Origin of the sequence: Hymenobacter sediminicola, assembly GCF_014250515.1 — a bacterium.
GTDB lineage: Bacteria > Bacteroidota > Bacteroidia > Cytophagales > Hymenobacteraceae > Hymenobacter > Hymenobacter sediminicola.
This window is the reverse complement of sequence record NZ_CP060202.1, coordinates 3364732-3387326: the sequence shown is the minus strand read 5'-3', so window position 1 is coordinate 3387326 and position 22595 is coordinate 3364732. Positions and strand designations below refer to the sequence as shown.

The 22595-nt window shown below is 57.6% G+C and carries 24 protein-coding genes; 11 read left to right on the top strand and 13 right to left on the bottom strand.

Translation table 11 applies throughout. The features are described from left to right. Positions 1-25: 25 nt before the first annotated feature. Positions 26-787 carry a glycosyltransferase gene (locus H4317_RS14465; protein ID WP_185887285.1) on the top strand — a complete coding sequence of 254 codons (762 nt, stop codon included), beginning with the start codon at positions 26-28 and terminating at the stop codon, positions 785-787. After that, the gene (locus tag H4317_RS14460; protein ID WP_260625681.1) at positions 756-1463 is read left to right on the top strand and encodes a lipid-A-disaccharide synthase N-terminal domain-containing protein; all 708 of its coding nucleotides are present in this window, start codon (positions 756-758) and stop codon (positions 1461-1463) included. Before H4317_RS14465 ends, H4317_RS14460 begins: the two co-directional genes overlap by 32 nt. Here H4317_RS14460 and H4317_RS14455 read toward each other — a convergent pair. Further along, positions 1460-3076 carry an ArnT family glycosyltransferase gene (locus H4317_RS14455; RefSeq protein ID WP_185887284.1) on the bottom strand — a complete coding sequence of 539 codons (1617 nt, stop codon included), beginning with the start codon at positions 3074-3076 and terminating at the stop codon, positions 1460-1462. The two genes, H4317_RS14460 and H4317_RS14455, sit on opposite strands and share 4 nt — an antisense overlap. A gap of 84 nt (positions 3077-3160) precedes the next feature. After that, positions 3161-4177 carry a GDP-mannose 4,6-dehydratase gene (locus H4317_RS14450; RefSeq protein ID WP_185887283.1) on the bottom strand — a complete coding sequence of 339 codons (1017 nt, stop codon included), beginning with the start codon at positions 4175-4177 and terminating at the stop codon, positions 3161-3163. 165 nt (positions 4178-4342) lie between these two features. Between H4317_RS14450 and H4317_RS14445 the strand changes: the two genes are divergently transcribed. The 3 genes from H4317_RS14445 (at position 4343) to H4317_RS14435 (ending at position 8775) form a co-directional block, all read left to right on the top strand. After that, on the top strand, positions 4343-6019 hold the full coding sequence (locus H4317_RS14445) for an ArnT family glycosyltransferase (protein WP_185887282.1): 1677 nt from the start codon (positions 4343-4345) through the stop codon (positions 6017-6019). Positions 6020-6178: 159 nt separating this feature from the next. Then, positions 6179-8290 carry a M13 family metallopeptidase gene (locus H4317_RS14440; protein ID WP_185887281.1) on the top strand — a complete coding sequence of 704 codons (2112 nt, stop codon included), beginning with the start codon at positions 6179-6181 and terminating at the stop codon, positions 8288-8290. A gap of 119 nt (positions 8291-8409) precedes the next feature. After that, the gene (locus tag H4317_RS14435; protein WP_185887280.1) at positions 8410-8775 is read left to right on the top strand and encodes a hypothetical protein; all 366 of its coding nucleotides are present in this window, start codon (positions 8410-8412) and stop codon (positions 8773-8775) included. Positions 8776-8800: 25 nt separating this feature from the next. Here the strand turns inward: H4317_RS14435 and H4317_RS14430 are convergent, their stop codons facing one another. The 3 genes from H4317_RS14430 to H4317_RS14420 all read right to left on the bottom strand — a co-directional run bounded on the left by H4317_RS14430 (position 8801) and on the right by H4317_RS14420 (position 11948). Further along, positions 8801-9553, bottom strand: a complete 753-nt coding sequence (locus tag H4317_RS14430; protein ID WP_185887279.1) for a peptidylprolyl isomerase — start codon at positions 9551-9553, stop codon at positions 8801-8803. Positions 9554-9693: 140 nt separating this feature from the next. Next, the gene (locus H4317_RS14425; RefSeq protein WP_185887278.1) at positions 9694-10599 is read right to left on the bottom strand and encodes a manganese catalase family protein; all 906 of its coding nucleotides are present in this window, start codon (positions 10597-10599) and stop codon (positions 9694-9696) included. Positions 10600-10709: 110 nt separating this feature from the next. Further along, positions 10710-11948 (bottom strand): zinc dependent phospholipase C family protein, encoded by a 1239-nt coding sequence (locus H4317_RS14420; RefSeq protein ID WP_185887277.1) that lies wholly within the window; start codon positions 11946-11948, stop codon positions 10710-10712. Between the two features lie 152 nt (positions 11949-12100). Here H4317_RS14420 and H4317_RS14415 point away from each other — a divergent pair, with 152 nt between their 5' ends. Further along, positions 12101-13135 (top strand): hypothetical protein, encoded by a 1035-nt coding sequence (locus tag H4317_RS14415; RefSeq protein WP_185887276.1) that lies wholly within the window; start codon positions 12101-12103, stop codon positions 13133-13135. Positions 13136-13153: 18 nt separating this feature from the next. On the opposite strand, the gene H4317_RS14410 is transcribed toward H4317_RS14415, so the two are convergent. After that, a complete protein-coding gene (locus H4317_RS14410) occupies positions 13154-13681 on the bottom strand; it encodes a CinA family protein (protein ID WP_185887275.1) in 528 nt (175 codons plus the stop codon). A gap of 215 nt (positions 13682-13896) precedes the next feature. Here H4317_RS14410 and H4317_RS14405 point away from each other — a divergent pair, with 215 nt between their 5' ends. Continuing rightward, positions 13897-14148 carry an acyl-CoA-binding protein gene (locus H4317_RS14405; protein ID WP_185887274.1) on the top strand — a complete coding sequence of 84 codons (252 nt, stop codon included), beginning with the start codon at positions 13897-13899 and terminating at the stop codon, positions 14146-14148. Positions 14149-14271: 123 nt separating this feature from the next. Here H4317_RS14405 and H4317_RS14400 read toward each other — a convergent pair whose 3' ends face one another. Then, a complete protein-coding gene (locus H4317_RS14400; RefSeq protein ID WP_185887273.1) occupies positions 14272-14496 on the bottom strand; it encodes a CDGSH iron-sulfur domain-containing protein in 225 nt (74 codons plus the stop codon). Between the two features lie 79 nt (positions 14497-14575). Continuing rightward, the gene (locus H4317_RS14395) at positions 14576-15091 is read right to left on the bottom strand and encodes a GNAT family N-acetyltransferase (protein ID WP_185887272.1); all 516 of its coding nucleotides are present in this window, start codon (positions 15089-15091) and stop codon (positions 14576-14578) included. Positions 15092-15233: 142 nt separating this feature from the next. Between H4317_RS14395 and H4317_RS14390 the strand changes: the two genes are divergently transcribed. Next, positions 15234-15899 (top strand): hypothetical protein, encoded by a 666-nt coding sequence (locus tag H4317_RS14390; RefSeq protein WP_185887271.1) that lies wholly within the window; start codon positions 15234-15236, stop codon positions 15897-15899. An 86-nt stretch (positions 15900-15985) separates the two neighbouring features. On the opposite strand, the gene H4317_RS14385 is transcribed toward H4317_RS14390, so the two are convergent. Next, entirely contained in the window at positions 15986-16459 is a 474-nt protein-coding gene (locus H4317_RS14385; RefSeq protein WP_185887270.1) for a hypothetical protein, read from the bottom strand. Between the two features lie 158 nt (positions 16460-16617). Here H4317_RS14385 and H4317_RS14380 point away from each other — a divergent pair, with 158 nt between their 5' ends. Next, a complete protein-coding gene (locus tag H4317_RS14380) occupies positions 16618-17241 on the top strand; it encodes a deoxynucleoside kinase (RefSeq protein WP_185887269.1) in 624 nt (207 codons plus the stop codon). 138 nt (positions 17242-17379) lie between these two features. Here H4317_RS14380 and H4317_RS14375 read toward each other — a convergent pair whose 3' ends face one another. From H4317_RS14375 to H4317_RS14365, 3 genes are all read right to left on the bottom strand, one after another. Next, a complete protein-coding gene (locus H4317_RS14375; protein ID WP_185887268.1) occupies positions 17380-18045 on the bottom strand; it encodes a DUF2461 domain-containing protein in 666 nt (221 codons plus the stop codon). Positions 18046-18167: 122 nt separating this feature from the next. Further along, positions 18168-18965: a DUF547 domain-containing protein gene (locus tag H4317_RS14370; protein WP_185887267.1), complete on the bottom strand. Its 798-nt coding sequence runs from the start codon at positions 18963-18965 to the stop codon at positions 18168-18170. 364 nt (positions 18966-19329) lie between these two features. Then, positions 19330-20154, bottom strand: a complete 825-nt coding sequence (locus tag H4317_RS14365; RefSeq protein ID WP_185887266.1) for an MOSC domain-containing protein — start codon at positions 20152-20154, stop codon at positions 19330-19332. A gap of 96 nt (positions 20155-20250) precedes the next feature. Here H4317_RS14365 and H4317_RS14360 point away from each other — a divergent pair, with 96 nt between their 5' ends. Then, complete coding sequence (locus H4317_RS14360; protein ID WP_185887265.1) at positions 20251-21033, top strand: DUF3667 domain-containing protein; 783 nt, start codon at positions 20251-20253, stop codon at positions 21031-21033. A 40-nt stretch (positions 21034-21073) separates the two neighbouring features. On the opposite strand, the gene H4317_RS14355 is transcribed toward H4317_RS14360, so the two are convergent. After that, positions 21074-22006, bottom strand: a complete 933-nt coding sequence (locus H4317_RS14355; protein ID WP_185887264.1) for a YitT family protein — start codon at positions 22004-22006, stop codon at positions 21074-21076. Between the two features lie 178 nt (positions 22007-22184). Here H4317_RS14355 and H4317_RS14350 point away from each other — a divergent pair, with 178 nt between their 5' ends. Beyond that, positions 22185-22511, top strand: coding sequence for a DUF805 domain-containing protein (locus H4317_RS14350; RefSeq protein WP_221899165.1), 327 nt, complete (start codon positions 22185-22187; stop codon positions 22509-22511). Positions 22512-22595 lie beyond the last annotated feature (84 nt).

Genomic DNA, 22595 nt, shown 5'->3' with positions numbered 1-22595 from the left:
AACTTTCCGGCCTGTTCTGTACCCTATGAGCTACCCAACTGCCACGCCCTATCTGGCTCAGCAAACACTCACGGTCCTTGTGCCGGTTTACGACGAAGAAGAAAGCCTGCCGCAATTTGTGGTAGAGATGGATAAGTTCTTGGCCCAGACTCCCGTTGCTACCACGGTACTGTTTGTGAATGATGGTTCCAAAGACGGGTCGCTGGCGTTGCTGCGCGACATCTGCCACCAGAACCAGCACTACGAGTTTATCAGCCTGAGCGAAAACCGAGGCCTGAGTACGGCCATCAAGGCCGGCATCGACCATTGCCGCAGCACGCTCATCGGCTACATCGATTCCGATATTCAAACCACGCCGCTGGATTTTCTGCAGTTTTTCGAGTTTCTGCCCGAGTACGATATGGTGAACGGTATCCGGGCCAAGCGGCAGGATACGGCGGTAAAAAAACTGTCGTCGAAGATTGCCAATACAGTGCGTCGCACGCTCATCAACGATGGTATTGAGGACACCGGCTGCCCCTTAAAAATCATCAAAATGGAGTATGCGCGCCGCATTCCGCTTTTCCACGGCATGCACCGCTTTCTGGGAGCATTGGTGCAGTTGCAGGGTGGCCGCGTGAAGCAGCTCCCGGTGCGGCACTTCCCCCGTTTTGCGGGCATTGCCAAGTATAACCTCTGGAACCGGGCCTGGAAGCCGCTGGTCGATACATTCGGGTTCCGCTGGATCCGGAGCCGCTGGAAAAACTACGAAATCGGTGAGCAGCACCGCCCCGGAGCCCATGCTTAGCACCGAGCAGATAGCCTTAGGTATTGGCCTGACGTCGCAGCTGCTGTTCAGTAGTCGGATTGTGCTTCAGTGGGTGCAGAGCGAGCGGGCTAAGCGCGTGCTGGTGCCCACGCTGTTCTGGCAAATCAGCCTGGTTTCGTCGTTTCTGATGATACTCTACGGCATGCTGCGCCACGACCCGGTGATTCTGGCGGCCCAGCTCATCAGCTACGGCATCTATATCCGTAACCTGCAGCTGCTGGGCGAGTGGCGCAAGCTGAGCGGCATTTTCCGGGCCAGCGCCTACGTGTTTCCATTGGCCATGCTAGCTTGGTTCGTGGTCGGCAACCAGCATTTCAGCCTGAGAGGGATGCTGAGCCACGGTATTCCGGCCGGCGTGCTGGCATTGGGCACCATTGGGCAGACCATTTTTCTGCTGCGTTTCGTGTATCAGTGGCTGTATTCTGAGCGCAAAGGCGAGTCAGTGCTGCCGCTGGGGTTTTGGGTGGTGAGCTTTGTGGGTTCGGTGCTCATCCTGACTTATGCTGTGCTGCGCCGCCCGGTAGATGTGGTGCTGATTGTGGGGAATGTTTTCGGAACGGTCGTATATGCGCGCAACATCGTGCTGCTACGCCGGGAACTGCGCGCAAAGCCCAGTTCCGCCATGCCAATAGCAGAGCCGGCCGCGGCCGACTAGGGGAGGGGCTCTACTACCGTTACGCGCCAGTAGCCCGCCTCCCGGGTGCGGTCAATATAGAAGCTGTCGATGACCCGCAGGCGCACTTGTTCCCGCCATGCGGCCGGTAGCTGCTCTCGTACGTTGATGCTGGCCAGAACCGCTACTGGTCCGGGCATGCGCACCAATACTGAGTCGGGCGTGCGTGGCCAGGACGGCGTGGCACGCCCAGCCCGCCACACTTCCTTAATATGCAGTTCCTCAAAGGTGTACCAGGGCAACTGGGCGAGTTCCGGATTATGCTGTAATGCTTCGGCACGGCGCAGGTCAGGGTCGCCTTTGCGGTTTACCCAGGCCGCGTGTACCGGCAGCAACACTGCTAGCAGCGCCGACATAGCCGTGATGGAAATGCCCATTAGCATTACCGGGCGTGGTTTTCGCACCAGCAGCCAGATCATCCAGACTGCTAAAGCTCCAAAAATCAATGCAGTGAGAGTAAAAGGCAACGTGCCGGGCCCAAACCCGGGCAGCCGCACAAGAAACAGGGCTACGGGCAGCAGCGCAAAAATAAGGGCCAGTAGTCCGGTCCAGATGCGCAGCAGCAGAGTATCTAAACGTGTTGCCTGGTGCTGGCGGATTGCTGTTTCGAAGTAGCGCAACAGGCCGGCTACCAACAGCGCCAGCGGCGGCATAAGCGGCAGCATGTAGCGCTCCTTCTTCTCCGGAATAATGCTCAGCAGCAGCCACGCCGCCAGTACCCAGGCCAGCACCGCCAGATATGGTACAAAACGGCCGGCGCGGGGCCGGGCATACGGCACTGCCAGCGCCAGCAGTGCTACTGGGGCCCAGATGCCCGCAAATACCGGGAAGTTTAAGTAGTCCCAGAAAGGCCGTGCGTGGCGCTCTACCCAGGATGTAGCCTCCAGCCGTGCAACGGCTAAGGCCGCCGGCGCCACCGTGTCCTGAATGGCCAGATAGGCTGGCCAGGCCAGCCCAACCAGCAACGCAAGCAGCACCAGCAGAAACAAGCCGTTGCGGCGGGCTATCGTAAGCGCGCCTCGGTCCGGATACAGGCGCAGCATGCCGAAAGCCAGCAAAAATGGCAGCAGCATGGCATATAAGGCGACAGGACCTTTGCTCAGAATACTGCCGCCCAGCAGCAGCCCGCTGAGCAAAAACCAGCGCCAGCCGCCAGTTGCCGCCCGCCAGCCCCGCGCTAGTGCCCACAAAGCACCCAGTAGAAAGCTATGCGTGAAAATATCCCAGTGCCCCTCGCGACCTACCGTAATAACCAGCAGACTGCTAGCCAGGACCAGCGTGGCCAGCCAAGCCGTGCGGCCAGGGGCATCTTCTTCGCCCGGTAGAGCCTGGGTAAGTTCCCGGGCCAGTCCCCAAAAAAATAGCACTAGTAGCACCGACATACCTGCCGCCGGCAGCCGTAGCAGTGCCGCAGTATCGGGTTGGCCTGTCAGCTTAATGACGGCCGCTACAGTCCAGGTTGGTAAGGGAGGTTTGGCCAGCCGCAATGCCCCGTTCATGGTAGGAATGAGCCAGGAGCCGCCGGCTGCCATTTCGCGGGCCGCCACAAAGTTGCGCGACTCCATCAGGTTGACTTCAGCCGAGCCCAGATGCACGAAAAACGAAAAAAAGCACACCAACAGCACACTGGCTAGTCGCCAGCTCGGTCCGTGATGTGTAGGGGAGGCTACCCGCATACCTTATTCAGAGACGGTGGCTTCCTGGAGTGACGCAGCCTGGGGGGAGTTGCGCGGCTTTTCATCGAGCCAGGCCACAAACTGACGCAGGCCCTCGGCTAATGGTGTGCGGGGCTCGTAGCCGAGCAGGCGCTTGGCCTTGGTGTTGTCGGCGTAGGTGATATCCACGTCGCCAGGCTGGTCGGGCAGAAACTCTAGCTGCGGCACCACCCCCACGGCGGCGCCCACAGCGGCTACCAGATCCAGCAGAGCCACTGGCTGGCTGTTGCCCAGATTCACGGTTTCGTAGGTGCCGGGATGGTGCAGCAGGTAATTCAGTCCCCGCACAATGCCGTCTACCGTATCGGCCACGAACGTGTAGTCGCGGGAGGTGCTACCGTCGCCGTACACGGGAATAGGCTGCCCGGCCCGCAACAACTGGGCAAATTTATGAATCGCCAGGTCGGGGCGCTGGCGTGGGCCGTACACGGTGAAAAACCGCGCATTGAGCACGCTCATCTGATACAGATGATGATAGGTAAAGGTCAGTTCCTCGCCGGCTAGTTTGCTGGCCGCATAGGGCGAAATACAGCGGGCCAGCAGTGGCTCATCCTCGCGAAATGGGGTGGCCGGCGTATTACCATAGACGGAAGAAGACGAGGCGAACAGCAGCGTTTGGATGGTGTGTCGACGCATCCATTCCAGCAGGTGCGTCGTGCCGAGCAGGTTGTTTTCCAGGTAGGCCGCCGGCTCCCGCAGCGAAGGCCCGACTCCGGCCTTCGCGGCCAGATGTATCACGGCATCATAGGGAAGCGCCGGTAGGGCGGCCGTCAGGGCATCAGGGCCCTGGCGCAGGTCTACTTCGCAGAAAGCGAAACGAGCATGCTGGCGCAGGGGGCGCAGATTTTCTTCTTTCAGTTGCCGGTCGTAAAATGGGTCGAAGTTGTCGAGGCCCACGACGCGGCAGCCATCCGTCAGCAGATATTCACAAAGGTGAGAGCCAATAAAGCCGGCACAGCCAGTAACCAGTATAGTGCGCATACGCGAAAAAGAAGAAAGTCCCTTGAGAGAATAAACTCCAAGGCTACGCTGAAAGCATAACGGCCAGCAAGAGAATTGAGTTGTAAGTGCAGAAAACCCAGCGAAAAGTACCGTTGCTAAGAAAAGGAGTCGCAACGATATCCGCTTTGCTTTAATTTTGTTTTAATGTTTCAACAATCAGGGTCCGATATCAGAAAGGTATTCTCTGCTCACCAGGCACTATGGCTGTTCATATTAGTGCTCGGAGGTGCGTTTCTGGTGGGCATTAACAGTTGGGGGCCGCTGGAAAGCAGCGAAGCACGCTACGCCGAAATAGCCCGCGAAATGCTGGCCGGGCGCGACTGGCTACACCCGAAGCTGCTGGGAATCGAGCATTTTCACAAGCCTCCGCTCACCTACTGGCTCACAGCCGTCGGTCTGACTTTGGGCGGCCCTACAGCGCTGGGGGTGCGGCTACTACCGGTGCTGGCGGTGCTGGCGCAGGTGCTGCTGGTCTACGGCCTCGGCGTGCTGCTTTTCGACGGCAACCGCAACCGTGCCCTCACAGCAGCTATCCTGTACGGCACGCTGCCCGTTGTCCTGATTTCGTCCCTCAACGTAACGACCGACGCTTATTTGGCAACGCTGGAGTTGGCGGCTGCCTATGGCCTGCTGCGCCACTACCACGATGGACGCTGGTGGGGCCTGTATGTGTGCTGGCTGGCCTTGGGGTTGGCCTTCCTGACCAAGGGGCCGGTCGGATTTGTGCTGCCCCTCATGGTCCTGGTCGGATATTATTTCCGGCGCGGCCAGACGCGGCGGCCCTTCACCTGGCACCACTTGCTGGGAGTAGTGCTGTTTGTGCTGGTGGGGCTAAGCTGGTATATGTTTCTGATTGCTGAAAACCCAGCCTTCCTGCGCTATTTTCTGGTAGGGCACACTGTGGAGCGCTTTGCAAATGCGGAGGCATTCGGCCGGGCCAAACCGTGGTGGTTCTACTTAGTGCTGGCGCCTGCCACGGGGCTTCCCTGGTCGGTGCTGCTTATGGTGCAGGCGGTGCGTACAGGTTGGCGCAAGCTGCCGCAGCTATGGCGCAACGTGCTCTTGTTCTGGATACTAACGCCACTAGTGTTTTTCTCTCTTTCGCAGTCGAAGCTGATTCTGTACGTGCTGCCCATTTTTCCGGGCGTAGCGTTGCTTGCTGCCTACTATCTGCACGAAATGCCCGCCGACCAACGCCGCAACTGGTACCGCGGCTGCCTGGGCCTGTGGGTAGTGTTGCTGCTGGCTTTGGTTGGTTTGCCGTGGCTGGCAAAGGAGCTCAACCTCACTCTGGACTCATCGGCCGCGCTGTTGCCAGGTATTGGGTTGGTGGTACTGCTGCTGAGCACTTGGCACACCCGGCGCCGGTTGCCCGATGCGGCTCAGCTGCTACTAGCAGGTACTCTGTTCACCATTACACTACTGCTGGCCGCTAAACCCCTGCTACGCCAGAATGAGTTGGCTTTGAATGGCATTAGGCCGGTAGTGGAGCGGCTACGCGCCGAAGGCATGGACCAGCGGCCGGTGCTGGTCTATAATGAACTGCTGCCCTCCCTGGCTTTTGCGCAAGGGCGAGTGCCAATGTCGTTGTATGCCGGCAACACCTATCTGCTGCGCGAAACACAGTTTGAGCCGACAGCGGCCTGGCATCATACATGGCTCAATACGTTTGCCTTCACGCCTAACACCCTCGACTCGTTGCGGCGGCAGCGGCCGGTGCTGCTGGTGAAAGGGGAGGTAAATGTCGGGCAGGAATGGTTGATAGTGCCGTTTTCGCATCAGCTGGAAGTAGGGCAGTGGCGGCTGTACTACGACTGGTAAGCGCTGGTGCAACGGCCCGGAAAACCCGGCGTCTTTTCCTACCGGGAATAGAAAGAGAATACGCTAGTGCGGCTGCGAGGCTGCTCCGGCTGCCGTCCCGATTTCTCAAATCCGCTTACCTTGCCTGCCCCAACCCTTATTTCCACAAACCCAACTCCTATGAAAAACCGCAACAGCCTGACGCTGGCCGCTGTGGCCGCCACCGGCCTGGCCCTAGCTGGCTGCGCTGCCAGCAGCACCCCTACGGCTTCCACTACGCCCGCCGCAGCCACGCCAGCTGCTCCTACTGAGGAGCCCATTGTGCCCGGCGTTGGGCTGAACGTAGCCAACCGCGACCTGACGGCATCTGCCTGCGACAATTTCGACCAATATGCCTCCGGCAACTGGTACAAGAACAACCCCATTCCGGCCGCTGAAGTACGCTGGGGTTCTTTCAACGAGCTGGCTGACAAGAACAACGCCGTGATGCGGCAAATTCTGGAAGAAGCCGCAGCCAACACGTCGGCTGCCAAAGGCTCAAACGCCCAGAAAGTAGGTGATTTCTACGCTACCGCCATGGATACGGTGGCCATCGAGAAGGCCGGCCTGAAGTATCTGAAGCCCGAACTGGACCGCATTGCCGCCATCAAGGACCTGAAAGGCTTGCAGGCTGAAATCGTACGGCAGCAGCTGGAGGGCACAGGTGCTTTCTTCAGCAGCGGCGTAGGCCAGGATGAGAAGAAGAGCACTGAATATGCCGTTCAGATCTACCAAGGCGGCCTTTCGCTGCCCGACCGGGACTACTACCTCAAGGACGATGCCCGCTCGAAAGGCATCCGCAACGCCTACACGACTTACCTCGTGAATACGTTTAAAATGCTGGGCGACAACGAAGCCACAGCTGCTAAAAATGCGGCCACGGTAATGCGTCTGGAAACGCGCCTCGCCAAAGCCAGCAAGAGCCGTGTAGACCTGCGCGACCCATACGCCAACTACAACAAAATGACGCTGGCGGAGCTGAACAAGCAGTATCCGAACCTGGCGCTGCCCACGGCCCTCAAGGAAATGAAGCTGGGCGCAGCAAAAGAGGTGATTGTAGGTCAGCCGGCCTTCTTCAAGGAAGAAAGCGCCATGCTGAAAAGCGAGCCGCTGGCCGACCTGAAAACCTACCTGCGCTGGCACAAAGTAACATCATTGACTTCGGCGCTGCCGAAAGCCTATGGCGACGAGGCCTTCCGTTTCACGCAGGTCCTGAGCGGTGCCAAGCAGCAGCAGCCCCGCTGGAAGCGCATGAACCGCGCCACTGACGGTGCGCTGGGCGAAGCTTTCGGCCAGCTGTATGTGGATAAGGCCTTCACGCCTGAAACCAAAGCCAAGGCGCTGGCCATGGTAGCCAACATCAAGGAGGCCATGGGCGAGCATATTCAGCAGGTAGACTGGATGAGCGCCGCTACCAAGGCCGAGGCCATGAAAAAGCTGAATGCCTTCACCGTAAAAATCGGCTACCCTGACAAGTGGAAGGATTATTCGGCTCTGAATATCTCGCGTGAGTCGTACCTGAAAAACGTGCTGGCTGCTCGCCGTTGGTCCTCGCTGGACAACATCAACAAGTTCGGCAAGCCGATTGACCGCAATGAGTGGGGTATGACTCCGCCAACGGTGAATGCCTATTACAACCCGCCGATGAACGAAATTGTGTTCCCGGCCGGTATCATGCAGCCTCCGTTCTTTGATCCTAAAGCAGACGACGCTGTAAACTACGGCGGTATGGGGGCCGTTATCGGCCACGAAATTACGCACGGTTTCGACGACCAGGGCCGCCAGTATGATGCTGAAGGCAACCTGCGCGACTGGTGGACCAAGGAGGATGCAGAGAAGTTTGATACCCGCGCCGGGATGGTGGGCAAGCAGTATTCTGCCTTCTCGCCGCTCGACTCGGTGTATGTGAACGGCAAGCTGACCATGGGCGAAAACCTCGCCGACCTCGGCGGCCTCAACATTGCCTATACGGCCCTACACAAGGAGCTGAAAAAGCAATATCCCGACGGCAACTACCCTAAGTACGACGGCCTCACGCCCGACCAGCGCTTCTTCCTGAGCTGGGCGCAAGTATGGCGTACCAATGCCCGCCCGGAGTATCTGCGCCAGCAGGTAATGACGGACCCGCATTCACCAGCCATGTTCCGTACCAATGGCCCGCTGCAGAACATGCCCCAGTTCTACGAGGCTTTCGGCTGCAAGGAGGATGCTAAAATGGTGCGTGTACAGACCGAGCGCGCTAAAATCTGGTAGTCTGACTTCTGTTGGAATGCAGTAAAAAAGGCGGCCCGCATCATGCGGGTCGCCTTTTTTGTTTTGGAAGGAGAATAGTTTCCTGCAATGCCACCCCGGAATGGCGCGTATCTTGCGCCATGCAAAAGACTCTTCGCCGGCTGGCTTTCGTGCCGCTGCTACTGGCTGCTTGCTCCCGTTCCGAATCAGTGCAGGAGCAGATAGCCGACCCGAAAGTGGGGGACGTATACGTGGTGCAGTTTCAGCCCAGGGGCACTACCACAGCGCGCTACTTCTTCTACCACCTCTACCGCGTAGCCCCCGACAGCGTGTACCTGCACCCGGCCCGCACCGACTCGCCCACGCCCGACGCCGACTTGCGTCAGCTCTCATTTGAGCCCACACCCACTACCATTGCTTACACTCGTGCTGAGCTGCGTGAACTGCTTCAGCAGCAGCCCGGTGACGTTACCAAAAGCCAGCTGATTCGGGTGCGGCGCCCGTAGCAGACACAGCTATATTGTCCTTCGACTACGGGAGTATTTCCACCCGGATATCCACGTCGGTTAGGGGCCATTTGTAGGCATCGACGGGCTCATTGGCTATTTTGTCTACCACGTCCATTCCCTCAGTCACTTCGCCGAACACAGTGTACTTGCCATCTAGCGAGGGCACACCACCTACCGTGGCATACACGCGCTGTTGCTCCGGGCTGAGAGGCCGGCCGGCTATAGCCTGGCTTTGGGCGGACGTTAGTTTTTCGCCCTGCACAAAGTAGAAGTCAGTGCTGGAGGAGAGCTGCCCGGGGTTCTGCTCGTCGTCGTAGCGGGCCATGCCCAGAACGCCTCGGCGGTGAAAATGCTCCGTCCGAATTTCGGGCGGTAGGCGGTAGCGGTTCATCCGGATGGTACGGTGGTCGGAGGCGCCACCCTGTACCGCAAATCCTTTCAACACGCGGTTAAAAACTGTTTCGTCGAACACACCGCGCCGGGACAAAAGCAGAAAGTTGGCTTTGTGAATGGGCGTATCGTCGTAGAGCTTCACCTTGATGTCGCCAAGGCGAGTGTGCAATATCACGCCCGAAGCCGGATACTGCTTGCCATAGGGGAGGAGTAATGCTGCCGCGTTGCTGTCGGCTAGCGCCAGCAGGGCCGGACCGGGAGTAGGTTTTTCAGCCGAAACCTGCACGACTGGCGCTTCTTCTACCGGCTGTTGCTGGTTGCAGGCGGCCGCAAGCAGTAGCACGGGTAGTACACCAGAAAGGAAGCGCAACGTAGCAGCCATATGTATCAAAACAGGTGAGAGGGGCAAAACGAAAGAGGTGGCTACCAGTTGGCAGCCACCTCAAACATACTACAGGTTTATTTTTAAGGATGTATTCAGAGGCTATCGAATCCTGACGTCAAGGCTATAATTCGGGCCTGCTACAGCTTAATACCCATCTTTTTGGCCATATCCATGAACATCTGCGGGTCATATTCGTCCTCGCCTGGCGAGTTCAACTGGGGCTCTTCCTCTAGGTCGGGAGCAGGAAAACCTTCCATACTGCCCTGAATGAATTCCAACGGCTGGCCATCTTCGGGATGGAAGCCACCTTCCCAGATCATGCCCGCCTGTTTGTAGTCGTCTTTGCTGAAGGTGTAGAGCTTCAGGTGCATTTTCTCATCCATGAACTTCTTGGCATCCGGAAACTTGTCGTTGCTCAGGTTCGGAATAGGAAGGAGTTTATCTACGGCCACACCAGTCAGCTTCTCAAGGGCGCGGGCGTAGGCTACCACGTGCACCCCACCCCGTACGAGCAGGTACCCGACCATTTTGCGTGCGGTAGGGTCCGTCACCATCTCATACACCCGCATCTTGTTGGCACGAGCTCCGCACTCCAGGAAAAAATTGTGTAGCAAGTCTAGGCGCAGATTGCCGGAACTGAACACGTTCTGGCCGTTCCAGAAATGGCCCATGGAGTCCATGGGCAGAGCGGCCTGGCCGCTGGCGATGTAGTGGTGTGTGTTGCGCAGGTCGGCAGCGGCTTTCAAAGGGGCCTCGGCCGGGTTGTGGCCACGCTTCGTCACGCCGGTTAGCAGCAGGTTGATGGCGTAGCTTACTACCTCAATGTGTCCGTATTCTTCGCCGGCAATGCTGGCAGTCAGGTCGTAGAAAGGCCGCAGCTTGTTACGGCCCCGGAAGTTGAACGACTGGTACGTGTAGTTCATCAAGGTCGACATCTCGCCGAACTTGCCGCCTAGCAGTTCCTGGATGGCGGCCGCGTCGTTAGGCGACGGGTTGGAAGGGGTAGGCAGCTCAATAGGCAGCCGGTCCATGCGTAAAATCATTGCGAATCCAGTAAAAGGGCGAAAAAATAAGACCCTCGATGCGCATCGAGGGTCTTATTGCTAACGCACTTATGGTCAGCTGGAGGCGTGTAAGATTTTAGGTCGAGCTTCTACCAGCCAGAGCTGGCCGGGGCACCCCAGCCATCATCCTTTTTGGCTGCTTTCTTTTTCTTGGGTTGTTCTTTCTCTTTCAGTTTGACACTACCAGCCTCCGTTTTGGCTTTCACCTTCACTTTCTCCACTTCTTTCGTGTTGCCAGCTGGGGCAGCCGGGGCCGGAGCCGGTTCCGTCGGCGAGGCAGTATCGAGCACGGGCGGCGCCATGTCGGTGGCAGCGTTAATCTGGTCGGCCTGCACAACAGCCGCCTGCTTCTGCATGGCCAGCAACAGTTGCTGATCTGCCAGGCCGTTTTTCTTCCAGATTTTGAGTTGGTTGTCGAGCGAGTCTTTTTCGATTTTTCCGGGCTTTTTGGCCATCAGCTCGTTCATGTTGGGGCTACCACCGTCCTTCCAGGCGGTCATCCACAACGACGACACGAAAGTAGGCGCCAGCTTCATCCGGAAAGCTACCATTCCGCCCACTTCCTTGTGGTAGGCATCGGCAAAGGCATCGGAATAGAAGCGCCGGGTCTTGCCGTATTTGTGCGAGAAGTTATACTTGGTTTCGGGCGTAAACTGACGGGTTACTTTCTCTTCCCGGTCAAAGGTTTCGCCCAGGAAGCCATACGATTCCTGCAGGATTTTCCAGATGTCGGTCAATGGATCCTTCACGTACTTGGCCGGTTCCGCGTCCAGCTTGTACTCGGCAATGTGGCGCTCTGGCAGCTTGCTTTCCCATAGGGAGTGCAGGCCGGTTTGGTTCGTGAGCTGGCCGTCGTAGTTCTCAGTGGTATGTAGCGGCACGTAGGCGTCGGCTACGTAGTGGCAGAGGTCGGCGGAAAGGCGGATAATGGCCAGCGTATCCCGCTGCTTGAAGGCTTCCGTGAGGTTGTCCTTCACCTCCATGATGGTCCAAGGCACAGTACCGTACTTGCGTAGCGTGTCGGCAGTATACTTGGCTTCGGCTTTGTCCCAGGCTTTGGGCATGGCCCCAAACGGGTTGTCGCCGAAGTGGTCCATATCAATGAAATGCTTGCTGGCTTCCTTCGGGTCAGCATCGCGCCGCTCGTCGGGAGCTGTGGAGAGGCGCACCAGTTCCTTCATGTGGCGGAAATAGAAGGGCTGGAGGGCAGCTGGCAGCGTATACACAGAAATCTGTGCAATGGTGCGGTGGGCAAAGAAACCCCAGCCCGGCGACGTAACCGGCACCAACAGCACCAGGCACAACAAGAGGAGAAACGGTTTTTTCATAGCAGAAGGGCAAGCCCGGAAGATGGCCTCCGCGAAGTTAGCGGATTGACGCATTGCTGAGACAGCGCCACCCTGGATTCGCTATGAATCTGCGTATAAGCACAGTCTGCCGCCAGAAAACACAATACATTGCACTCAATCTGCTGCCTTCTATGACGCTCATCACCAAGAAGAAGATAACCTACGCTATTCAGCCGCCGCTACGCGCCTATCTGCAGCAGTACGACCGGGAAACAACCCTGCCTGTTACCTACAAAGACCTCACGCACTTTAGCGGCGCCTATCCACTCGCCGACCGTCAGGGCCGGGATACCATGTGGGAAACCGTGTTTTATGAACCTCAGTCTCTGCGGGAACTGAGCGACGGACTGGCGCAGGTATACGCTATTCTGAAAACCGACGGCGACCTGTCGTTTACGGAGCATCTGCTGGCCGACCGGGTAGATTACTGCCGCTTCGGCAACTCCAACCCGTTTCGGGTGCGCATTGTCAATCAGCTCAACGATAACTACGACTATTTCTATGTGAAGAAGGCAGATGCTTCGCGGGTGTATGGCCTGGAGCTGGAGCATCTGCTTTCCCCCAACAGTCTCAACTACCTGGTTTCGGGCGAAACGCTGATTGAAGAGCACATTGTGGGTATTCCCGGCGACGATTTTATCCGGGACCGGCTGCGGGCTCCTCACCTCAACCAAGTGCGTATTGCCAAGGAATTCGTGAAGTTCAACGAGCGGTGCTTTGCCCGCCTGCTCGGCGATATGCGCGCCTACAACTACGTCATTGATGTGACGCCTGATTTCGAGGACGAGCAGTACCGTGTGCGAGCCATCGACTTCGACCAACAGAGCTATGAGGGCAAGAAAACCATGTATTTGCCCCAGTATTTCAAGGACAACCGTGCCGTGGTGCAGCTCTGCAGCAAACTGCTGAAAGACGAAACCATCCGGCAATACCAGACCGAGGAACGCACCCTGATGGCCCGTAGGGCCCGCTCGGAGCGCTACCGCCTCAAAGACCTTATCGACTGCATGCGCCGCGACGAGGTATCGACGCCCGAGAAAGTGGAATTATTGAAGCTTCAACTCGGCCAGCACCACGGCACCGACCAGTTTCGCCGCTGCCGCTCCATGGGCGACGTAGTACGCCTGAATCTGAAGCTGATGCTGACCAAGCCCCGCCCGGACTAGTATCCGCGCAGGCCGCTGCTACTCCGTTTTGGCTGCCACCGCTTCGCCGGCATGCTGCTCGGCATAGGTAGCCAGCAATTCACTTAGGCGCTGAAAAATGAAGTCCACGGCCAAATGACGTACCGTCTTGCAGTCGCCTTCGAACTCCTCCCGCAACTCATGGGCGCGGTTCTGGTGCAGAATAGTGAAGTACATAGTGCCCACCGGCTTCTCCGCCGACTCCGAAGCACCCCCAGCGCATAGTCCCGTCACGGCTACGCACACGTCGGCAGTAGGCAGGAGTTTGTGCAGACCCATCACCATTTCGTTGGTCACTTGCTGGCTCTCGGCTGTGTAGAGGGCTAGCGTGTCTTTTTTTACGCCTAACAGACGGTTTTTGGCAGTAGGGTGGTAGGTCACAACGGAACCGAGCAGCACCTCACTACTTCCTTCGGCCTGCACAAACTCGGAGGCAAGCAGTCCGGCCGTGCAGCTCTCTGCGAAGGCTAGGGTGAGTTTGTATTGCAGGAATTTCTTGACAAGACTATTCAGGTCAGTTGGTTTCATAGCGGCAGGTAGAACAAGAGGCCCTCTTTACGCTGCCAAGTGGGCGAAATGTTATTGCTGAGGTTGCAGAAAAGGTCCATTAAACAGCGTAGGTGCCGGGATTAGGGTGAAAAAAATGCTGCTTGCAGCATAAAATACAGAGTGCTTCCGTACCTTCCGGCTGCCGGCTCTGCCGCTTTCCCATATCTCCGTTTACTCCCAACAACGCCTTTCCTATGGCCACTCCCGAAGAATTTGAAGCCGCCGCTACGCGCAGCAAAGAGCTGCCCAGCAAGCCCTCCAACACGGTACTGCTCCAGCTGTACTCTCTCTACAAACAAGCCAGCGAAGGCGACGTAACCGGTGACCGTCCGGGTGGCTTCGACTTCAAAGCCATTGCCAAGTACGACGCCTGGGCCAGCCTGAGTGGCAAGTCGCAGGAGGAAGCCCGCCAGGAATACGTGGATCTGGTGAATTCCCTGTTCTAGCATACCGCCACCATATACGAAACGTAACACGGCTTCTACCTGAATGAAAACCGTGTTTCAACAACAAGCCCTTGCTACCGTGTGGTAACAAGGGCTTGTTGTTGAAACCTACGTGCGCAGCAACTATGCTTTGGGAGCAGGGAGGTCGAAGGCTTTGGCATCGTGCTCGAAGTGGCCTTTATGCGAACCGTCGCAGAAGGGTTTGTTGGCAGAAAGGCCGCAGCGACAAATGCTGATCCGCTCCCGGCCAGCGAGGCCGTAGGCTTGGCCCTGTGCGTCTACGAGTTCGAAATCGGCGCCTTCTACGCGGAGGGAGCCATTGCTGAGAACGGTGATTTTGGTTGCCATGAGGATGGTAATAAGAAACGACTGCGAAAGAGCAGCCAGATGAGAAAAAAAGCTGAATGAGCTGCAGTCCTACCAGACGCTACTGCAGGTGCTTGCGCATCACGTAGTCGTTCATCCAGTAGGGGCCAATGGGAATATCTTCTTCGCGGTTAAGCTGGAAGCCTTCGTGTTCGTAGAAAGCGAGGGCCGGGTTGTGGCGGTTCACGTTCAGCTCCAGCGTGTGGCCGCCGGCCAGCCGCACCGCTTGCTCCACAGCCCGAAGCAGCAACTGCCCAAAGCCGCGCCCCTGATGTGAAGGCAGCACGTAGATTTTGTTGAGATGGTAGGTGCCGGCTGTTTCCTTAGCCGAGTAGGAGGCAAAGCCGCCCGGCTGGTCTTCATCCAGCAACAACAGAAACTGATGGCCTTGCTCTGCCATCTGGCGCTGTAGCGACGCCGGCGTGTAAATCACGCGGTACATGTAGTCAATCTGCTCCTTCGAAATGATGAAGCGGTAGGTGGGTTCCCAGGTTGCCTCGGCCAGCGCAATAATGGTTGGAATATCGGCCAGGGAGGCCGGCCGGATGGCAGCAGACGCGGGTACAACAGGTGACATAGGCCGCAAAAACGGCATTATTTACCTGAAAACCGAACCTTAACCCCGCGCTTACTCGTTTTTGGGCCAGAAATTGCCTGTTCCGGCATACCGCCGCGCCGCTTGCGGCGTTGCGTATTATCCGCCCCTCTTTCCCAACCTCATGAAATCATTTCCGCTAATACTGGCCACCAGCCTACTCTCCATTTCAGCCGCTGTAGCGCAGCAAAAACCTGCAACTACCACCACCACTACTACGCGCCCGTCGGCGAGCAGTACCGCAACGGCTGTGGAGCGTGACCTACGCATCTTCGCTGACTGGGTGAGTGACAAGGTGAGCCGCACGGCTGACGACATTGCCCGCGAAACGCCGAAAGTGGCCGAGGAATTTGACCGCCAGAGTAGGCGCATTGACAAAGCTGTGGACAGCCTCACCGTGGAAGGTAAGCGCGAATATTCCATTCAGAAAAAACGGTACAGCGCATGGTCGGCCCGGCAGGACAGCCTAGACCGGGCTGCCCGCCAGCCAGAAACGGCTCAACAGTCGCAGGACCGGCTGCTGGGTGAGAAGGTGGTATTGGGCCGCGCCCGCGCCACCGAGCTGCCAGATCTGTACGCCCGCTTTATTGAAACGACCCGTACCCAGCGTCGCAACTGGACTGCCACTGACTGGAGCAATGCCTCTGCCGTGCTCAGCCGCCTAAATGCCCGCTATGACCAGGTGCGTGAGCAGTTACCACTGGAAGAGCGAGTGCGCATCCGGTCTTGGCAAGGAGAGTTCCGGACTCTGGAGAAAGCCCGGGACGTGAAAGGCGTGATGGCAGAGTAAGCCTCGCGGTTCGTTATACATAGTACAGAAGAGAAGCGGTTTCCGGCTGGTAAGCGGGGAGCCGCTTTTTCTGTTGAGCCAGCTGCTTATTGCTTCAACAGCCAAGCGCTGGCTGTATCCACGTCATAGAAAAGCTGAATGGGACGCTGCTGGCCTACGCGGGTGGCAAACTCCAGCGCGGAAGGTTGGTTCAGCATATCCGGCGCGAATACGTAGGCAAACGCACGCATCCCGTACTGGATGGCAAGCGGTAGCCACTCAAATTCCAGCCAGTCCATGGCCTCGCTCCAGTCGCCGGTAGCCGCGCTTTTGTCGTTGAGTAGGAGGGCTGGCCGTAGTTTCTGCTGGGCCTCCAACGCAGCCTGTGCGCCAGCAATAACCGACTCAGGCGTAAGGTTGCCGAACCATTGCGCATACAGCATGCCCTCCGACGGGTAGTAGAGTAGCCGCAATAAGGGCGCACCATGCTCGTCGCGCAACAGTCCTAGCTGCTGCGTGCCCGCCGGCAGCATGTGTTCCGATTCGGGCTCAGGAGAGAGGAAGGAGGCGGGAGCAGGCATGGCGCAGACAGCACGGGGCCAGGGTGAAATATTGCAACGAAGGAATATAAAAAAGGGTGCCGCTTCGCAGCACAGTTTTGGCGGCGGCTTCGGGCGGGTTATGTACTTTTGCCGTTCGGGCCGAACCACGGCGGCAGGCCGCGCTTTTATTCTGACTTATGCACATTGCCATCGTCGGCAACATTGGGGCTGGCAAAACCACGCTGGCCAACAAGCTGGCCCATCATTTCAACTGGGAAGTATTCCTGGAAGACGTAGACCATAATCCGTATCTGAAGGATTTCTACGACGATATGCCCCGCTGGGCGTTTCACCTGCAGGTGTACTTTCTCAATAGCCGCTTCCGGCAAACCCAGCACATCAAAAAGTTGCAGGCGGCCAGCAAAGGAGTTATTCAGGACCGCACCATCTACGAAGACGCGCACATCTTCGCCGCCAACCTGCATCAGTCCAGCCTGATGACGGAGCGCGACTACCAGAACTATCTGGGGCTGTTCGAGTCGATGGTGAGCATGGTGGACCCACCAGACTTGCTGCTGTATCTGCGGGCCGACCTGCCCAAGCTGGTGCAGCAGATAGAGCGCCGCAACCGCGACTACGAGAACAACATCAAGATTGAATACCTGCGGCACCTCAACGACCACTACGAAGAGTGGATTGCGGGCTACAAGCACGGTAAGCTGCTCATCATCGATGTGAACAACCTCGACTATGTCAGCCGGCCAGAAGATTTGAGCGTGGTGATTGAGCGGATTAACAGCACGTTGTTTGGGCTGTTCTAGGGAGTGTGCCGTTGTGGCCTCCGAAACCACCTGACGCGAAAAGCCCTTGACGTAGCACACGTCAAGGGCTTTTGTGTGTTTGAAGCGCATTGAAGCACAAAGAGTATTTCTGCGGCTCTCAGAAATACTAGCACCGCCTTACTTTACAGCTTCGTTCAGGAAGTCTACAAAAGGCTTGGCTGCCCGCCAGGCCGCCAGCACTTGCTTCATAAAATCGGGCTGCAGGACTTCAGCATCGGAGAAGGGCCGCCACACAAAAAAACGCTTCAGGCGAAGCCACTCAATGTCCGGGTCCAGCCGGTCGTAGCCTTTGGGTGCCGTCTTCAATGCGTCGCTACGGTCGAGGCCAGCGGGAAAGTGCCGAACGAAGTCTGGCGCTTCGCGAAGCGCATGGAAGGCGGGCGCATTGTAGTGGATTTCCTGCCGAATGCGCGCCAGCTGCTGCGGTTCCGGTTCCCAGCGTCCGGCCCCCACATATGATTCGCCGCCCGGCTCCAGCACCACGAAGTACCCAGCCCAGGGACTGTGGCGCCCGCCCGGCTTGAGGCCTGCGCTAAGGTGGCGCTTGTAGGTTTCTGGGTCGCGCTGCGAACGGTCGTTTTTGTGTAGCCGGTACATGACGTCGGCTGGATTCAGGCCCCGCGTCGCGGGCTCAATCTCCTGCAACTCATGAAGCAACTGGCGTATCAGGGCAGTAAATTCTCCGCGGGCCTGCTGGTAGTCCGCGCGGTGTTCGTCCATCCAGGCTTTGTGGTTGTTGGCAGCCAGCTGCCGCAGAAACTCCAGTATACAAGCTCGGTCCATGCGAGTGAAAAGCAGTAAGGAAACAGAGTAAATACCGCCTGTTACGCAACAAGGCCCTGCGCAGTCTGTCTTCCGACATTTCTGCACAGGGCCTTGTGGTAGAGCTCAACTCGTAATCCGTGCTATTTTCGCAGGGCCTGAATTTCGGCCTGAGTACGCCGGTCGTTCAGATTCCAGCTGAAAGGCAGATACGAAATGGGCGTGGCGGCAGCCAGCGGTACCCGGGCATACCGATTGAGAAACTCTAGCACCTGCGTCTGCTCGCCGAACTCGGCCGCGTAAAAGCTGAACAGGCCGGAAATGCTGGCTTGCTGGCTGCCCAGCATGTTTCGGGCCGGGTCGTTGATGAAACTGCGGGTCTGCTGTTCCAGCTGCTGCTGCAGGTGGGCGCCGTTGTAGGCCTCATTCAGCAGCCGGGGGCCGGAACTAGCCCCTTGCACCAAGGCAAAATGGATGCGCGGATCGTGAAAACGGGCACTTAGCTTCTCTCGCTCAATCTGGTTGAGGGAGTATTCCTGGCCACCTACGGTTACACCGGCAAATTCCCAGGGCGAATAGCTGCGACCTTTCATCCGGATATCGTTGATGCTGCTGACCGGGTAGTACTGCAGCACCATGTACACCGTGGAGGCATTGTACACATTAATCCAAAACGCCTGAATATCGGCCGGAGTCCAGGTTTGCTCGTTTGGCGCCGTCTTGCGCATGGCCATCAGGTAGTCCAGCAGCTTGTCTTCGTCGTCGAGGAGACCCTGGTAATCCACCATGCCATCTGGAGTGACATACTTGTGCAGCAACTCGTCCCAGGGGGCGTGCAACGCCTGCGGGCTCATAGCGTCAGCGGCCTGCGCCGGACTTGCTAGCCAACTCCCGAGGAGCAATAGCAGGACGGCAAAACGTAGGGAAAACGTTTTGTTCATACAGGAACAATAAAAGTAGAGGCGGTGTGAAGCCAAAAGCAGAGCCGACACACAAGAGTGCCGGGTAGGAAAAGGAGGGCGGTTGGTAAAAGCGCAAACTGCTTTTACCGCAATGCAACGGGATATAAGGGCAGGGGAGCGTAAATATTCCTTGAAAACATAATATTCGGTATTCAAAGAATTTACAAAACTATATAGATGCAGCCGCTAAACAAGGCGGCTTGCCTACTATTTTATGACGCAGCTAGCTGAGCAGTAGCGAATCACGCGGCTACTGTGCCTAAACCCGGTTTTTAAGATTTAACAGCCGTTGAATTTTCCTAGACTTACTTAGCGAGGGGAGCAGCAAGTAAGAATGGGCACTCTACTTCAGGCTCTGTACCTGCACCGGGTCGCCGGTGCGCAGTAGGCCGCGGCTGGGGCCGGTTACGTTCTGGCCAAACATTACCTTACTGCCTTGGCTGCGGTAAGTAGCCAAGGTGCGCAGCGGTTCTCCGGCAGGGTTTTTCTGGGCCGTGCGCTGGTCTACCGTTGTCATGACGCAGCGCCCGCAAGCCCGCACGGCCCGAAACGGCAGCTCGCCGACTTGAAAATGCTCCCAAGTATCTTCCGAAAACGCCTTGCCACCGCTGAACACCAGATTGGGCCGAAACCGGTCCATGAGCACGGGTTCGGCGAGGCGGCTATTGAGCTCATCCAGCGAGCTTTGCCCAATGAGCAGAAAAGGGTAGCCGTCGGCGAAGCTCACTAGGTGGCCTTCGGGGTTGAGCTCGGGCTCCACGTCGCGGCACACCATATCCGACATGTAGACCAGCTTGCTGGAGCGGCCCAGCGCCTCACTGAGCCATTCGTCGGCCTCACGAGCCCCGCGCCAGGCAAATACCATGTCGTCCCAGATAGTCACGAACAGAGTACGCTCTGGAGTAGCGGCAAACGGAATATAAAGCGGCAGCAGATCGGGGCGGCGGGCGTGTGTGAGCAGGAAGCCATTGTGGGCCGGAGCTACCCGCAGCAGGGCCATTTCGGGCATTTGGCGCTGCGTCATAAACCGGTTATGCTCATCTACCAACAACCAGCGCCGGTCGTGGCGCAGGCCGCGCGGCTCCAGTTCGGCCTGTGCCACACGAATGCCGCCCAGCGACTTAACGGGATAGATATAGAGGTCTTGCAGGAAGAGAGGAGCGGCCATGAGGCGAAGGTACGCGGTACAGTGCGGACGAAGAAACCAGTATTGCCACCTGCATAAAAGTCAGTTACTTGCAGTTGTTGCTATATATGTTTTCCCATGTCAGAATCTGCTGCCAGCTGCCTGAATTGCGGGTATTCTTTGCCGGATGGTCCGTTTTGTCCGCAATGCGGGCAGAAGAGGCCACACCGCCTTACACCAGGCCATGTTGCGCACGAAATACTGCACGTTTTCACGCACGCCGATAACACCATCATTGGGTTTGTACCGCAGATTCTGTTGCGCCCCGGCTACGTCGTGTCCGAGTATCTGGCCGGGCGGCGCAAGCACTATTTCAACCCGTTTCAGTTTCTGCTACTGGTAGTGGGGCTGGCCGCTGCCGCCGCGCTGCTGCTGAATTACTATGATGGTACGGGCGCCGAAATGCGGCAGCGCTTCACGGGCCGCATGCCAGCCGAAAATCTTGAGCGAATGGTGGCGTATTTCCACTACGTGGGCAAGTACTACAACATCTGGTGGCTGCTGCTGCTACTGCCAGTATATGCGCTGCTGACGTGGCTGGTATACCGAAACCAGGGCTGGAACTACGCCGAGGCGTTTTTCGTGCATGTCATCATTGGGTCGGTGTTTCATTTGCTGCTGGCCGTGGTGCTGGTGGTGCTGTGGGCATTGCACACGCGGGCCCTGGCCAGCAGCAATATTGCCAGCAGCCTGCAGGTCACCATCATTACCATGTACCTTATTCTGGTGGGGCGGCAGGCGTTGCGGCTTTCCTGGGGTGGTGCGGTCTGGCGGTCCTTGCTGGTAGTGGCTATGGGCGTGGCCGTCAGCGTGGGGCTGAATTACCTGGCCTTTCACTGGTATGTGTTCTGGGCTGCCTAGCGTTTCGGGTAGTTTGGACCCTGATTTGAAGGCATGAAAACTAGTGCAGAGGCCGTTTCTTAATCATGCCGCCTTTGGTGTCTTTCACGCTGTGCATCACCATGAAGGCCTGAATGTCAATCTGCTCAACTTCAGCTTTGAGACGGGCCAACTCCAGACGCGTGATAACCGTGAAGACAATGTCCACGGCGTTGGGCTGGTCGCCGTGGGTGCCGAAACCGCCTTTGCCGTTGTAGACGGTAGCACCACGGCCCAGCTTCTCGGTAATCATGCGCCGGATGGCGTCGGAGCGGCTCGATACGATAGTAACCCCCGTGTATTCTTCGATACCGTCGATGATGAAGTCGATGGTTTTGGCGGCCGAGAGGTAGGCCAGAATGGAATACAGCGCCGTTTCTACAGACAAAATCCAGGCGGCGGCCGCGAAGATGCAGATGTTGAAGAGCAGGATAATGTCGCCGACGGTGAGGCTGGTTTTCTTGCTCAGGAACACAGCCAGAATTTCGGTGCCGTCGAGCACGCCACCGCCACGCATGGCCAGCCCGATGCCGGCTCCCAGGAAAAATCCCCCGAAAACGGAAATCAGCAGCTTATCCTGCGTCAGATTGGGAAACGATACGACCAGCAGCACGAGGGCCAGCATTAAGATGGCGCACAGCGTTTTGAAGGCCAACACCCGGTCCATCTGGAAATACGCCATGATGATGAACGGAATATTGATGACCACAATCAGCACCGACAGCGGCCAGTCGGTGAGCTGACGCACCAGCAGCGAGATGCCCGTAACGCCGCCGTCAATGAAGTCGTTGGGCAGCAAAAAGGCCTTCAGGCCAAACGCAGCGGAGAATACGCCGGCCAGTAGCAGCAGCGCACTGGAAATATTATGGCGCAGCCAGCGGCTTTTAGATTGTGGCTCCGGCGAAGCAGTAAGCGGCCTGTTGGCCGGAAGATGGTCAAGCGGAAAGTCTGACATAAGGATAGGGCTAGGAGGCAAGGTAACACTACTACGGCCCCGGCCGCAGCTGCTACGGCTCAGCTGGCCGGAAACTGGCCCGGATTTTGGAAAACGCCAGTTGCAGCGGATGTCCGCAGGTTGTGCAAGCGTGTTACTCCACAAGAATATGAGACAATTTGCCCTTTTCCAAGGTAGAATGAACCGCCTCGATTTCGGCGTGCGTCTGCTTTTGGTGCTGACTCCTTTGCTAGCGGCGTACTTTCTACCGGCTGCGCCTACTACCTGGTATCAGGCAGCACTGGCCAGCTTGGCGCTGGCCGCCTGCACAGCAGCGGTAGCCATGCTGGCCGTACGCCGCCTCCACGACCTGCACCTGAGTGGCTGGTATACGCTGGCTCTGCTGGTGCCTCTGGTAAATCTGCCTGCTTATCTGCTGTTGCTGGTACTGCCCGGCACTCCGGGTGTCAACCCCTGGGGTCCGGCACCCGGCACTTTCCCCGAACTTATACCCGTCAGAAGCTAACTGTAGCTTTTTCGGTTGTTCCTTTCGAACACGAATACGCCCTTACAGCTCTACAGTCGTAAGGGCGTATTCGTGTTCTGGCGC

Bases quoted from the DNA above. Each gene is read 5' to 3' on its own strand.
- H4317_RS14380 (WP_185887269.1), top strand. From the start codon at position 16,618: ATGCACATTGCCATCGTCGGCAACATTGGGGCTGGCAAAACCACGCTG.
- H4317_RS14400 (WP_185887273.1), bottom strand. From the start codon at position 14,496: ATGGCAACCAAAATCACCGTTCTCAGCAATGGCTCCCTCCGCGTAGAA.
- H4317_RS14390 (WP_185887271.1), top strand. From the start codon at position 15,234: ATGAAATCATTTCCGCTAATACTGGCCACCAGCCTACTCTCCATTTCA.
- H4317_RS14430 (WP_185887279.1), bottom strand. From the start codon at position 9,553: ATGGCTGCTACGTTGCGCTTCCTTTCTGGTGTACTACCCGTGCTACTG.
- H4317_RS14415 (WP_185887276.1), top strand. From the start codon at position 12,101: ATGACGCTCATCACCAAGAAGAAGATAACCTACGCTATTCAGCCGCCG.
- H4317_RS14385 (WP_185887270.1), bottom strand. From the start codon at position 16,459: ATGCCTGCTCCCGCCTCCTTCCTCTCTCCTGAGCCCGAATCGGAACAC.
- H4317_RS14355 (WP_185887264.1), bottom strand. From the start codon at position 22,006: ATGTCAGACTTTCCGCTTGACCATCTTCCGGCCAACAGGCCGCTTACT.
- H4317_RS14375 (WP_185887268.1), bottom strand. From the start codon at position 18,045: ATGGACCGAGCTTGTATACTGGAGTTTCTGCGGCAGCTGGCTGCCAAC.
- H4317_RS14395 (WP_185887272.1), bottom strand. From the start codon at position 15,091: ATGTCACCTGTTGTACCCGCGTCTGCTGCCATCCGGCCGGCCTCCCTG.
- H4317_RS14445 (WP_185887282.1), top strand. From the start codon at position 4,343: ATGTTTCAACAATCAGGGTCCGATATCAGAAAGGTATTCTCTGCTCAC.
- H4317_RS14425 (WP_185887278.1), bottom strand. From the start codon at position 10,599: ATGATTTTACGCATGGACCGGCTGCCTATTGAGCTGCCTACCCCTTCC.
- H4317_RS14450 (WP_185887283.1), bottom strand. From the start codon at position 4,177: ATGCGCACTATACTGGTTACTGGCTGTGCCGGCTTTATTGGCTCTCAC.
- H4317_RS14420 (WP_185887277.1), bottom strand. From the start codon at position 11,948: ATGAAAAAACCGTTTCTCCTCTTGTTGTGCCTGGTGCTGTTGGTGCCG.
- H4317_RS14360 (WP_185887265.1), top strand. From the start codon at position 20,251: ATGTCAGAATCTGCTGCCAGCTGCCTGAATTGCGGGTATTCTTTGCCG.
- H4317_RS14465 (WP_185887285.1), top strand. From the start codon at position 26: ATGAGCTACCCAACTGCCACGCCCTATCTGGCTCAGCAAACACTCACG.
- H4317_RS14365 (WP_185887266.1), bottom strand. From the start codon at position 20,154: ATGGCCGCTCCTCTCTTCCTGCAAGACCTCTATATCTATCCCGTTAAG.
- H4317_RS14350 (WP_221899165.1), top strand. From the start codon at position 22,185: ATGAACCGCCTCGATTTCGGCGTGCGTCTGCTTTTGGTGCTGACTCCT.
- H4317_RS14410 (WP_185887275.1), bottom strand. From the start codon at position 13,681: ATGAAACCAACTGACCTGAATAGTCTTGTCAAGAAATTCCTGCAATAC.
- H4317_RS14405 (WP_185887274.1), top strand. From the start codon at position 13,897: ATGGCCACTCCCGAAGAATTTGAAGCCGCCGCTACGCGCAGCAAAGAG.
- H4317_RS14435 (WP_185887280.1), top strand. From the start codon at position 8,410: ATGCAAAAGACTCTTCGCCGGCTGGCTTTCGTGCCGCTGCTACTGGCT.
- H4317_RS14370 (WP_185887267.1), bottom strand. From the start codon at position 18,965: ATGAACAAAACGTTTTCCCTACGTTTTGCCGTCCTGCTATTGCTCCTC.
- H4317_RS14440 (WP_185887281.1), top strand. From the start codon at position 6,179: ATGAAAAACCGCAACAGCCTGACGCTGGCCGCTGTGGCCGCCACCGGC.